This is a genomic window from Paenibacillus eucommiae (assembly GCF_017874215.1).
GTDB lineage: Bacteria > Bacillota > Bacilli > Paenibacillales > NBRC-103111 > Paenibacillus_AI > Paenibacillus_AI eucommiae.
Genome location: NZ_JAGGLB010000006.1, coordinates 262,509 through 275,413, shown reverse-complemented (window position 1 = coordinate 275,413; position 12,905 = coordinate 262,509). Strand labels below are relative to the sequence as shown.

The window sequence follows — 12,905 nt, the reverse complement described above, 5'->3', positions numbered from 1 at the left end:
GAACTGGAAGTAATGTGACATCGTCATCATTTTATTTAACAATAAATCCCTTTGCCTAATTATTACGCCAACTTTATACTGGATGTATCACGACATTTATCATGACTTCAGCCTGCTGGCAAGTAACTTTATTTGACATCATATAACCAACTACTTACACTTAAAGAATAGGCATAGTAAGGGCATCATAAGAGCAAAGTAAAACGCTGTTGAAGTATATACAGAATTTGAGGTGATCCGGCATGCTTAAAAATCGTACCGTACTAGGGGCAGTTATCGGTTATGGCATCGCTATCGCTACAACCTGGCTGATCCCCGAATTTATATCTTTGCTGCTGCCTGTATTAGGAATTGCCGTTGGTGCTACTCTGGACAGGCGGCGCAAGCCCAATATATCTGAACGCGTTTTTGCGGAAATGCAATTACCTGCTATAGAACCGGGACAAAGTGAGCCAACTGCCGCAAGTAATGAGCGTGTGCTTCCACCTGTTGAGGTCAATCCTTTATTTCATCCGGCTCTGGAATATTTAGAGGTTCTTGAAGATATGATTATTTCCGAAGGTCAGAAGAACAATTTGGATAATGAACTCGTTGAGAAATCGTTGTCTGTGTTTACCCGTCTGCAGCGGGTGATCCCGCTTGTAAGCGAACTGAACAATGATGATGTCAATCATCGCTTAAGGCGCCTTGTCCTAAAAGATTTAAACAGCTTTATCTCGCCATTCTTGCGGCTAAGCGGGGAAGCCAAAACTCAAAACAGGCGGATGCTGTTAAATGGTTTGAAAGATATTGATTCGGATATTTCCTCAATCGTTACTACCATAGAACATAAGGATTTAGTCGAACTGCAAACAAGAGCCGAATTGATTCACCGCAGATACAGTGGCTCCGAGAGATTCTAGCTAAGGAGGAGACAATATGTCTACACAAATGATTGAATTAAAAAAAGATGACGAGCAGAAATTGGCACAAGAGGCTTCCGCTATTTTCAGGCAGGTTGCTCAGGCTGACACGCTTACTCTTGATGGCTTAATGGACGATGTGGGCAAGCTCGGCATGAAAACACAGGAAAGAGCAGGACAAACTCTACGACAATTAGAACGTCCGGTGAATGACCTCATGAACGGCAAGACTGCCCAGGTCTCTAACTTAATTCTTAGTCTACGCAATGAATGTGAATCCCTTCAACAGAGCAAAAATGTTGGTATTTTCGGAAAGCTTCTGCGCAAATCGCCATTGAAAAATTATGTATACAAATACCAATCTGTGAAAACGAATATTGATGCTATAGTAAGCGGCTTACGTGACGGAAAAGACACGCTGGAGGACCATATTGTCAGTATGCGGACACTTAAGAGAAACTCTCTGGAAGAGATCTATGCGCTGCAGTATAACATCTCCAAGGGAACCCAGCTGAAGTCTCTCTTTGAAGCTGAAATATCCAAGCCTGAGAATGCCCAGCGCAAAACTTATCTGGAGCGCGGCTTAAGGAAAGTCGTCACCCGCGTTCAATCTATGACTGAAGATATTATGCTGTACAATCAGGCCATTGCCGCCACTGATATTATAAATGATACGAATGATAAACTAATCGATTCTGTTAACAACTCCATCTATAAGGCTTCGAATTTGATTACGGTTTCGGCGATGATTACCCTTGCTATTGAAGATGCAAACCGGGTAGCTAGTGCAGTGCAAAAGGTTAATCAAACGATCGAAGACCAGTTTAAAAGAAACGCGGAAATGCTCAAGGTATCCTCCCAGCAGTCCGCTGAACTGCTTAAGAATCCAGCGATGTCATTAGAAGCGGTCAATCAAGCTATGTCCGATCTTATGATCGCCCTGGACAATGCCGAGAAATCGAACCGCGAAATTATTGCCAGCTGCGAATCAACTACCAAAACTTACTCCGCTTTAAATCAGCAAATGTCCAAACGGCTTGGTTTGGAAACCGGAGCTCAGCCTTCTGCTCTCAAAGATCCTGCCGCGGCGTCTCAGCTAGATAATTTACTCAATTCCTAAAAAAACGTGAGGATTTGCGGCAAAATTCCGGGTACAGCCTACCTTTTACTCCATTATAATACGCAGCCAATGAAGGTTCCTATTGCATGCCTGACAGGAACCTTCGTTGGTTTTTTTGTGTGCAAATAAATTTCGCTATATTCCGAACAAATTTGCTTCTTTTTGCGTCTAATATACATGCATGGAAATAAGCGATAAGGCAGGGATCCGCGGACCATGAAAAAGAAAACGCTGTATCTCCTCATATTATTAAGCACACTGCTGCTCGTTGCTTCTTATTCTGCTTATGGCGAAGCTCCTAACCCCTATTATTTGCAGCAAATTCATGCCCAAGCAGCTTGGGATTATGCTAAAAACAACAAGCAGGATATTGTCATAGCTGTGCTTGATACCGGCGTGGACTTGACACATCCGGATCTCAAAGATACCCTTACAAATGGCATCAATTTAATCGATACGAAAGCCAGCTATGCCGACGACCATGGTCACGGCACGAATGTTGCGGGTATTATTTCCGCAGTGGCTAATAATAAAAGCAGAACGTCCGGTAAGATTAGCATCATGCCGGTCAAGGTGCTGGATTCCAAGGGGAGCGGCGATGAGGCCAGCTTAGCAAGTGGAATTCGTTATGCAGTGAAAAATGGCGCCAAAATCGTGCTTTGCTCACTAGGCTTAAATCGCTTCTCTACTGATTTGAATGACGCACTGCTGCAGGCGGAAAACGAGGGCGTACTCGTTGTTGCTGCGGTTGGAAACGAAAAGCAAAGCATTCGTTATCCTGCCGCTTATCCCAGCGTTCTGGCTGTAGGTGGCGTAACCTCGGACAATAAGGCCCACCCGCAATCTAATGTAGGCCCGGAAATAGATTTGATCGCTCCGTGGTATGTGTCGACAACTAAATTAGGCGGTGGGTATCAAAATGCTGAAGGAACTTCTTTAGCTGCTCCTCAGGTTGCTGCGGCGGCGGCATTGGTCTGGGGCAAGCATCCCGATATGAAGCCTTACCAAATCCGCAGCCTCATTCTTCAAACGGCGGAAAGCATTGATCCCATAGGCTGGAATCCGCAATCTGGCTTCGGCATACTTAGAATGGACAAGCTGCTCTCAGCTCCTTATAAAGAAAAGCTGTATGCCGCGAACAATTCCAGGAGCCTGGCTAAGCCTCTTTCCGTTTCGACAATAGTGTCTTCAGAGCTTCAGGGCTCCGCTGATGAAAGCTGGTATTATATCGATCCTTCGTACGCAGGCTCAGTAAGCATCCAAATCCGTGGCAGCAACAATGAGCTTATACCTGCAGTGATTACACACTTTAATGGAAATGAAGCAAAAGGAACTACCTACAACACAGCATCATCCAAGTCAATCGAGCTTCCGGTAACGAAGGGGCGCAGCTATATTCAAATTAAAACCCCGAATACCGAGCCGCTTGTCTATAAGCTGACGATGCAGTTCAACATATATCCTAACCCCTTCGGTGATAATAGTCGTATGTACAAAGCGTTCGTTCTCCCTTTTCGCAATCAGGAAATAACCGGAACCTTTGATAAGAGCAATCAGGAAAGCTGGTTTATGCTGCCTGTTTCCCAGCCAGGTACTTTGCGTTTACGTGTTTCTTCGGACACTGCCAGAATCGATTTAGCTTTAACCTTTGCGAAAAAAGAAGGAAAAGTAACTTTAATTGACGACAAGGAAGAGGCCGAGCCGGAAATTATGCCCGCCACCAAGCTAACTTCCGGAGAGTATTACATCATGGTCAAAAATGTGATATCCGCCAACACCTTCCCTACTGTAGGAGAGTACACAATCTCTGTTGACTTCACACCCGATGCCTTCTGGGATATTGATAAGCATTGGGCGCAGCAGGCCATTGCTGAGCTGAAAGCCAACCAAATCATTAGTGGTTATGTGGATCATACGTTTAAACCGGATATAAGCATTTCTCGTGGAGAAGCCACTGTGATGCTGGCACGTACGTTAAACTTGACCAAGCAGGCCAGCATTCGCTTTTCAGATGTGCCGCTTACTCATTGGGCCTATGCGGCCATAGCCAAAGCGGTACAAGCAGGAATTGTCAGCGGCTATCCAAGTGGCCTCTTCCTTCCGGATAAGCCGCTCGGACGAGCGGAAGCGGCTGCTTTAATCGCCAGTGCAAGGAGCATGAAAGGCATAAATAAGGGTAGCAACCCCTTTACAGATATTCCAGATGACTATTGGGCGCTGCCCATCTTGCGGCAATTAAGCGCCGCGGGATGGATAAGCGGGTTTAGCGACAACAGCTTTCGACCACTGCAAGCAGCGACCAGGGCCGAGTTTGCCGTCCTTCTTGCTAAATTGCTAAGTAAATGAATTGTGAGGTAACACAACGTGCGAAAAAAAATCAAATGGATTCTTTTATCTTTAATGGTTCCAATCGTTATTATTTTTGGCTATTATGGCTATTCAATCATTCAATTTGGGATCAACATTCAGAAAAAATCCCCTCAAACGGCTGCACCTCCGAATGAAAATGTGAATGCAGGCCCGGGTGCGACCCCGGTGGAATACAAGCCTCCCGTCTATGAAGCACCCGAATGGGAAGGCAAGGAGCGAGTAAACATTCTGCTGCTTGGCGGAGATGGCAGAGATGCAGATGACTCAGGCCGTTCGGATACAACACTTGTTGTGTCCATCGATCCCGTGAGCAAGCAATCCCATATTTTTTCGATTCTGCGTGATACCTATACAGACATTCCTGATCACGGTAAAAATAAAATCAACGCCGCACTCGCCTTTGGAGGTCCGGAGCTTGCTATGAAGGCCGTTGGGAATTTCATGGGGCTTCCGATACACTACTATTTTTACCTTGACCTGGAAAGCTTTATTAAGCTCGTCGATGTCGTAGGCGGAGTAGATCTAGAAGTCGAGAAGGATATGAAATATACGGATACACAAGATAAAGAGGAATTTCAAATCGATCTGAAAAAGGGCATGCAGCATCTAGACGGCAATAAGGCGCTGCAATATGTAAGGTTCCGTCATGATGCTTTATCGGATTTCACCCGGACCGAGCGCCAGCGTAAATTCCTTAAAGCTCTCGCGGAGAAAATGCAAACGACCTCCTCACTGATCCATCTGCCTGGTATTTTAAAGGAAATGGAGCCTTATATGGATACGAATATGGATTTGGGGGACATGGTCAAGCTCGCCACACTCGGCTACAAGATCAGAGCCCAAACCGTAGAAACGGTCCAGCTTCCTCCTATGGAATTGGTAAGGGAAGAAATGATCAATGGCTCATCCGTCCTTACAGTGAACAAAAACAAGTTACTTAAGTATGTCGAAAATCAATTAAGTCCTGATGATGAAAATGATGTCAATAGTGATCGTACAAATAGTATTGATAACAGTACTGACTCTAATAACAGTAATAACAGTAACAGTAACAGTAACAATAGTAATAACGGCTATAACAGTTATAACAGTAATAACAGTAATATGAGCGGGAATACTTATTATCGTGGAAACAGTAGTAGCAGCAATATTAGTGAAAGCAGTAATAGCAGTAATAGTGACATTAAAAATAACAGCAGTAGCAGCATCAGACAAAAAGAATAGCCGCCTAAACTGAGTTAAGCAGAAAGAAAGAGAATGAGTAGGGCTTTAGAAGCCCTACTCGTTCTCTTTCCAATTCCATATTTCGACGCGGCCTAATTGAAAATTAATGAAATCCGGCTCCTGCTGCAGCTTCTCAAGCTCCCTGACTGGTCCGGTTACTATGGCTCCGTAAATTTGAACACCATGCTCCTTAAGGTAGCTCAGCCTCTTCTCATCATCCCCCACTCCCCAGTAATTACCTGCAGCAGTCAACCATTCCAGATCCTTGATCAGCTGTTCCTGAGATTCCTGCAGTTCGCTTTCTTGGGAGATATATCGTAGTGAGTGCATACTTTTCCCGTCATCTCCATATTTAACAAAAGGCATAAGCATCACAGGGGATACGAAAGTATCTGCACCAGCCGTGGAAAAATTCCCAGGCCTCCACACCTTCAATTCTCCTGCAAAGACCGGCATGCCTGTAATATGCAGTTGGTATGAAGCAAGCCTGGTCCGCAGCTGCTCCGGAATCATACCAGCCTTGGTGGAGAAGGCCAACTCAGCCACATTGCCGTCATCGATATGCCTCAATTGATCCCACACTTCATTTTTAGCGCCGCTTGCTGTGGAGTCACTTGTGCTTGTGCTTGTGCTTGAGCCTGTGCCTATGCTTGCACCTGTGCCTGTACCGTTCCCTGTACCGTCCTCGCCGTTTGTAATCAAACCAGGGGGAACAATGAAGGCATAATGCTGATTGGATCGAAGATACTTTTCTGTCTTATTAATCGTATAGGTGATACTGCCGAATATTTTTTTTCTGGCGGTTATTTCTCCAGTGACAACCTCCCAATCCCCCACTAACCGATAAAGCTTCAGCTTAACACTTTGCGTTAGAAAAGTAGACAGCTTCACAGGCGAAGAAGACATTTGTTCAAGCCGCTCGCCAGCTTCATGCGTTTCAACCAGCTTACTGACATACTGGACAAATTTCGTGTTTCGGCCAGATGACTCAAAGTAAATTTGTGTTGCTATCGAATAAACAGAATAGATCAATACAAGAATCAACAGCGTCCCCACCACGCTGCGCGCAATGGAAAGCCGGGTGCGCCAGATCATCCGTTTAAATTTCTTTTCGTCCCAGGCAGGAGCCTCCTGCTCCTTCTCCTTCTCTTTCTCCTTATGATCCTGCTCAGCCCACTTTGCTAAAACCATTTCCTCTTCATCTTCATCCCTCACCCGAGTCTCCCCTTTCCCACTGCTGCGCGAGCAGCTTGAATTTTTCCCTGGCACGGTGAAGATTCACCTTCACCTGGCTCATAGTTATTTCCAAGGTTGCAACAAGCTCTTGATACGTGAAGCCCTCCATTTCACGTAAATAAAGGAGGGTCCGATAATGCTCCGGCAGCTTTTTCATAACATCAGTAATTTTACGTTTCTCTTCCAGCATGCGAAGAGCTTCTTCGGGGCGGCCCAAAGTACTGATTCCCGAGGAGCGCTGCTCTACGGCCTCGAACATGTTCTTCTCAGCGTTTTGCTTACGCAGCCAATCTACGAACAAATGCCGTGCGACCTTGTACAGCCAGGCACGAGCCATCTTCGTATCTTCCAGTCTGAGGGACAGCATCGCCCGATAGAACGTCTCCTGCAGCAGCTCTTCAGCAACCTCCCTCGTGCCGCACATTCGATACAAGTATAAATACAAAGAAGGCTGAAACGTTCGAAACAGCTCTGCATAAGTATCCTCTTTCACTCTGTCCCCCCTCTCCCTTAGATTAGAACGAAGAAAGCTCTTATTTGTTACAAAATTAAGAAAGAACGCCTTGTCGTTACTTTGATGTGCGTGTTCATGGCTTGGGTGCGTTACGAGGGAATGGCTGTGGGCTCCAGCCGCTGTTATAGATTTGTTCCCTTGAACGGAATGGATGATTAGGTTGGAACAAATCTTTAAAGGCGGACGCTTCCGCTCTTCCGCCCACAGCCATTCCCTCTCTCTAGCTACAATCGCACGAACACCAAGCTCAAACAGACAACCAGCAAGGGTTTTTCTCTGGGTTGGAGGAGATTTCTTAGCGGTCAAAGGCGCTGTTGAAGAAACGCGGCGCAGATGAAAAGGAACTACTACTTTAACGATGTTTTTCATCGTTAAAAGCATCAGTTCCTCTCCACATCCTTACTTTAACGATGAAAATCATCGTTAAAGTCCCTTTTATCACTCATTGAGAGGGTAGCCGTCCTCTTTTAGCGATGTTTTTCATCGTTAACGTGACGGATTGACCTGGAATACTTACTTTAACGATGAAAACATCGCTAAGTGAAGCACAGGAGGTCGGGCTGCTACTAACTCTCTTCCTCCCACGTCCCTCCCTCTCAGCTACCCACAGCCTTCCCAACCCTTCCCTCTCTCAGCTAGCGAACTATAGGTTACGGACATGAGATCCGCTATTTTACCATATATCTCATTTTAGCGAGAGTTACGGACATGCGTTCCGTTATTTGCCCTAAATTCACGATTTTGGCGCGTTTTCAGCATCAATAAAGGCTTTCATGTCCGTAAGGTTCGCACCAATTCATTAGCGTCATACGGCAAGTCAATCAAGTCAACAAAGTAGATTTCTGCCGTTGATATGTGAATCTTTTAGAATTTGTATGTATCTTTTGGTGTTGGTATGTGATTATTTGGGCGTCGGCATGTGAATATTTTACCGTTGGTAAGTAAATATTTTGGTCTTGATATGTGATTATTTGAGCGTTTATATGTATCTTGGCAAAATCGCAATATCAAACAAGTCTGACCAGTGGCCAGACCTAATCCAAGTATGACTTGTATTTTCTGCATAGCGCCTATAGAATTAACAAAATGAATAAATAATGATGAAAAGAAAATGGTGGAATTGTATGAGTAAAAACAGAGTATGGAATAAAGGTAAAAGGAACGGCGGAGGCGGCCCCCCTGCAGGCAGTAAAAGTAGGACGGCAGCAAATAGCCCAAGTGGAGAACAAGCTCAGCAAGCCGGCTCCAGTGCAGCTCAGCCCAGTCAGACCAATGTGGATAGCCGCGTCGAGAGAGTGGAACGAATGAACCGCGAGAATTGGGTGGTCCGTCCGGCACGTGTCAAGCCCGAGAAGAAAGATTAACCTTCCTGGTATAGAGGTACTATGTCCAAAAAATCTCTATACCCGGCTCTTGCCTTGCTCTTGCCCAGCTTCCCTAGCTCTATCCCCAGTTCTTCCCTTGCTTTTCCCCGACACTTGCCCTGCTCTAGCCCTTGCCCTTGCCCTAACTCTTCCCTTGCTCTTTTGCTCTTCCTCCTACAACTTAGTCCTCCGAGCTCACAGCTTAGTGAGCGGCGGCCTGCTGTTCCCCAGTTCATCCCTATTTGCATCCAGCGCCTCATCAGGAGAATCCTTCATAACATTCAGAACATCAAGCAGGAAGACAAACACCGGAATACCAATGATCAATCCCCAAACCCCGAAAAAATGCTCAGAGAATACCAGCACAACGAAGGTGTAAAAGACTGGCAAATTCGTTTTGCTCGACATCAGCTTGGGATTCAAAACGTAACTCTCCAATGCATGAATAACTGCTACCAAAATAAGAACCCATACAACCTTTGTGATGCCGCCAATGCTAAAGGCGATCGTACATAAAGGTATAAGCGAAATGACAACTCCAGCAACCGGAATTAGACCCAGCAAGAAGATCAATAAAGCAAGGCCAAGCAATTGCGGAAAGCCGAGTATCCAAAGCATAATCGTAGAAAGCAAACAATTGACTGTAGCAATAATAAACTGCACTTCAAGCACCTTACCGAAAGAGCGGACAAACCTGGAACCGAAATACTCCATCTCTGTGTAAAAAGGGGATATTTTGCTGTGTTTAAATTTTGCTGTGAATTCTTGAATTCTTGGCTTTTCCAGCAAAAAAATCAAGCTCAGGATCAAAGCTAAGAAAATTTGAAGGCCCCATTTGCCAATATTCCCGATGTATATGTACAGAATGTCAAACCCCTGCTTCACATAACCTGTCAAATCATTACTCTTGATGGAATTCAGCACATAATTCAGAAATGCACTGTCCATAGGCTCCTGGGGTTCGGTGTAAAATTCGCCGATTTGCTTGATCAGCAGCGAGATCTGACTGATAATTCCCGGCAAATATTTATAGATACAATAGGTTAAAGAAAACACCAAGGCACTATACAGCACAGCTATCATTACTTTTCTATTGATATTGATTTTCTTGTTTAATGAAGTTGTCACCCGATTCATTAAATATGTAATGATAAAAGTGATGAGGATAATATTGATCATACTTCTGATCGCGTAGAAAACCAAGATCAGCAAAATAATGATGATTACTTTTTGGACGGTTCTGTTTTGAAAAAAAGAATTTGTCAACATGCGGGCCAATGCATCTCCTTCTTGAAAATAACCGATTTCTTCACTATTTAATAATACTATTGCAGAACTCATCTGGCAAATCAGCGGCTTCAAAAAAAATCCAATTGTCCAATCGCATAGGCCTGACGGAACATATAGTATTACATGTTTGGCAAGCAGCCGTATTCATCCACCAAATCAACTAGCAAATTGCGGAAATGTTCCGTTCATTTAAGCATTTTTCATGAATATACTTTTGTTATCATGACTTTATTCTTTGATGTTGGGAGCGGTGATTTTGATAACTGTAAGTCTTTGCTTAATTGTAAAAAATGAGGAAGATACGATCGGTCGCTGCCTATCTTCCGTAGCGGATCTTGTCGATGAAATCATAATTGTGGATACAGGATCTGATGACAAGACAAAACCCATAGTCCGCAAATTTACCAGAAATATTTTCGACTTTAAGTGGATTGATGATTTTGCTGCCGCCCGCAATCATGCGTTTAGCTTAGCTCATAAGGATTATATTCTTTGGCTTGATGCTGACGATGTATTGAAAGAGGAGGACCGGAAAAAATTTGCTGCTTTAAAACAATCTTTAGACCCTTCGGTCGATTCCGTCACCATGAATTACCACCTTGCTTTCGACGCATTTGGTAATGTGACTTCTACCCTGAGACGTAACCGCCTTGTCAGAAGGGAGCGGAATTTCAAATGGATTGGTGCTATTCACGAATACCTCGAAGTGTGGGGGAATATTCAACATAGTGATATAGCCGTTACTCATAGCAGTATTCATCATGATAGCGACAGAAATATCCGCATTTACGAAAAACGGCTGTCTCGTGGGGAAGAGTTTTCACCGCGGGATTTATACTACTTTGCGAATGAATGTATGGATCATCGTATGTATGAGGGGGCAATTGAGTATTACGAGAAATTTCTCGCAACCGGCAAAGGCTGGGTGGAAGATAATGTTTCCTCCTGTGGCAAGCTTGCCGATTGCTACAATCAGCTTAACAATCCCAGTAAAGAACTGGAAGCTTCACTGCGGTCATTTCGATACGATAGTCCGCGTGCGGAATATTGCTGCCGGCTGGGCTATTACTTTTTGCATCGGGAACAAATACAGACCGCTATTTTTTGGTACAAATTGGCTACAGAGCTGAAGCCACCCAACGTCCAGATGGGATTTCAAAATGCGGCCTGCTCAACCTGGCTGCCTCATCTGCAGCTTTGTGTATGCTATGACAGGGCTGGTGAGCATCTTCTAGCCTATCAGCATAATGAAAAAGCCCGCCATTTCCGGCCAACGGATGCAAGTGTACTTCAGAACAAAGCGTATTTGGAATCCGTCCTGGGCATTACTGAAGGGGGAGGAGGCAATGAGCGTATTGAATGAAGGCAGGAAACGGGTGCTGATTGGAAGTCCCATTCATCAGAAACCCGCCATTTTGCGTGAGTTTCTGGCTTCCTTGCTTGCTTTAAAGCATGACCAATTCGAAATCAATTACTTTTTCATAGACGATAATGAGGACCCGCAATCATCTGAGCTTATTGAGAATTTCCTGCAGACTGTTCCCCAGGTTTTTATCCAATATTCGAACAAAGCTGACAGCTATGTCCGTAACGAAACTACCCATTTCTGGAATGAGCATCTCGTTTGGAAGGTTGCTGCATTTAAGGATTCAATCATTCAATATGCGATCCAGCTGCAGTATGATTATTTATTTTTAGTCGATTCCGATTTACTGCTGCATCCGAACACGGTTGGACAGCTAATCGCTGCTGACAAGGATATTATTTCCGAGATTTTCTGGACCAAATGGCAGCCTGATGCCGCACTTCAGCCCCAGGTATGGCTTAGAGACGAATATACACAATGGGTTCAACAGCGTGGAGAACAGCTAAGCGACGAAGAGCTTATGGCCCGATACCGGCAATTCATTTCTCAACTGGAAAAACCTGGAATTCATGAGGTTGGAGGCTTGGGTGCCTGTACCCTGCTAAGCCGTCATGCCCTGACTTCAGGGGTCAGCTTCAAGCAAATCAGCAATCTCTCCTTCTGGGGAGAAGACCGGCATTTTTGCATTCGGGCTGCTGCGCTTGGTTTTCAACTGTATGTTGACACTCATTTTCCAGCTTACCACATTTATCGTGATTCTGATTTAGAGGGCGTTGACGCATTTAAACAAAAGAACATTCATCCTCCAGCCGCGCCTAAGCGCAAAAAACTGACGCTTTCTATGGTCGTTAAAAACGAGGGAAGCCGCTATCTAAAGCAGGTATTAGAGGAACATCGCAAGTATATCGATGAAGCAGTGATCATTGATGATGGAAGCACAGATAATACTGTGGACATTTGCAAAGAAGTGCTGCAAGGTATTCCGCTCCGCCTCATAACGAATACTTTATCGAAGTTTAACAATGAAATCGACTTGCGCAAGCAACAATGGCAGGAAACCATCGCGACCGAGCCGGATTGGATCTTAAATCTGGATGCCGACGAAATGTTCGAAACCCGCTTTGCCGATGAAATTCAAAACCTGTTGCAGCAAACTGAATTCGACCTGTTTTGCTTCAGGCTTTATGATTTTTGGAGTGAAACTCAGTATAGAGAAGATTCGTTCTGGCATTCACATTTTAATTACCGCCCTTTTCTGATTCATTACCGCAAGGATTTCGATTTTAAATGGAAGGAAACCCCTCAGCACTGCGGCCGATTTCCAGAAAACATATTCGAGCTGCCTCACACACTCTCCGATCTCCGGCTGAAGCATTTCGGGTGGGCGAATCCCGAGCACCGTCTGGAAAAATACAAGCGCTACATGCTGCTCGACCCGGATGCCAAATACGGCTGGATGGAACAATATGTATCGATTCTCGATGAGCATCCCCAATTGATCACATGGATCGAATGAATA

Annotated in this window: 10 protein-coding genes; 7 read left to right on the top strand and 3 right to left on the bottom strand. The window is 44.7% G+C overall.

From position 1 onward, the window contains the following. The first annotated feature begins 242 nt into the window (after positions 1–242). The 4 genes from J2Z66_RS11890 (at position 243) to J2Z66_RS11875 (ending at position 5,616) form a co-directional block, all read left to right on the top strand. Positions 243–902, top strand: coding sequence for a hypothetical protein (locus J2Z66_RS11890; protein WP_209971611.1), 660 nt, complete (start codon positions 243–245; stop codon positions 900–902). 16 nt (positions 903–918) lie between these two features. Then, complete coding sequence (locus J2Z66_RS11885; protein ID WP_209971610.1) at positions 919–2,022, top strand: toxic anion resistance protein; 1,104 nt, start codon at positions 919–921, stop codon at positions 2,020–2,022. Between the two features lie 216 nt (positions 2,023–2,238). Beyond that, positions 2,239–4,368 (top strand): S8 family peptidase, encoded by a 2,130-nt coding sequence (locus tag J2Z66_RS11880; RefSeq protein WP_209971609.1) that lies wholly within the window; start codon positions 2,239–2,241, stop codon positions 4,366–4,368. Between the two features lie 18 nt (positions 4,369–4,386). Then, complete coding sequence (locus J2Z66_RS11875) at positions 4,387–5,616, top strand: LCP family protein (RefSeq protein ID WP_312894509.1); 1,230 nt, start codon at positions 4,387–4,389, stop codon at positions 5,614–5,616. A gap of 54 nt (positions 5,617–5,670) precedes the next feature. Here the strand turns inward: J2Z66_RS11875 and J2Z66_RS43415 are convergent, their stop codons facing one another. Continuing rightward, on the bottom strand, positions 5,671–6,831 hold the full coding sequence (locus tag J2Z66_RS43415) for an anti sigma factor C-terminal domain-containing protein (protein ID WP_209971608.1): 1,161 nt from the start codon (positions 6,829–6,831) through the stop codon (positions 5,671–5,673). Further along, positions 6,821–7,747: an RNA polymerase sigma factor gene (locus J2Z66_RS42590; protein ID WP_245375472.1), complete on the bottom strand. Its 927-nt coding sequence runs from the start codon at positions 7,745–7,747 to the stop codon at positions 6,821–6,823. The genes J2Z66_RS43415 and J2Z66_RS42590 overlap by 11 nt, the downstream gene beginning before the upstream one ends. 743 nt (positions 7,748–8,490) lie before the next feature. Here J2Z66_RS42590 and J2Z66_RS11860 point away from each other — a divergent pair. Next, positions 8,491–8,730 (top strand): hypothetical protein, encoded by a 240-nt coding sequence (locus tag J2Z66_RS11860; RefSeq protein WP_209971607.1) that lies wholly within the window; start codon positions 8,491–8,493, stop codon positions 8,728–8,730. A gap of 195 nt (positions 8,731–8,925) precedes the next feature. Here J2Z66_RS11860 and J2Z66_RS11855 read toward each other — a convergent pair whose 3' ends face one another. Further along, positions 8,926–9,999 carry an AI-2E family transporter gene (locus J2Z66_RS11855; protein WP_209971681.1) on the bottom strand — a complete coding sequence of 358 codons (1,074 nt, stop codon included), beginning with the start codon at positions 9,997–9,999 and terminating at the stop codon, positions 8,926–8,928. Positions 10,000–10,276: 277 nt separating this feature from the next. Here J2Z66_RS11855 and J2Z66_RS11850 point away from each other — a divergent pair, with 277 nt between their 5' ends. Together J2Z66_RS11850 and J2Z66_RS11845 are read left to right on the top strand one after the other, a co-directional pair. Continuing rightward, the gene (locus J2Z66_RS11850) at positions 10,277–11,383 is read left to right on the top strand and encodes a tetratricopeptide repeat-containing glycosyltransferase family 2 protein (RefSeq protein WP_209971606.1); all 1,107 of its coding nucleotides are present in this window, start codon (positions 10,277–10,279) and stop codon (positions 11,381–11,383) included. Then, the gene (locus J2Z66_RS11845) at positions 11,367–12,902 is read left to right on the top strand and encodes a glycosyltransferase (protein ID WP_209971605.1); all 1,536 of its coding nucleotides are present in this window, start codon (positions 11,367–11,369) and stop codon (positions 12,900–12,902) included. Before J2Z66_RS11850 ends, J2Z66_RS11845 begins: the two co-directional genes overlap by 17 nt. The last annotated feature ends 3 nt before the right edge of the window (positions 12,903–12,905 follow it).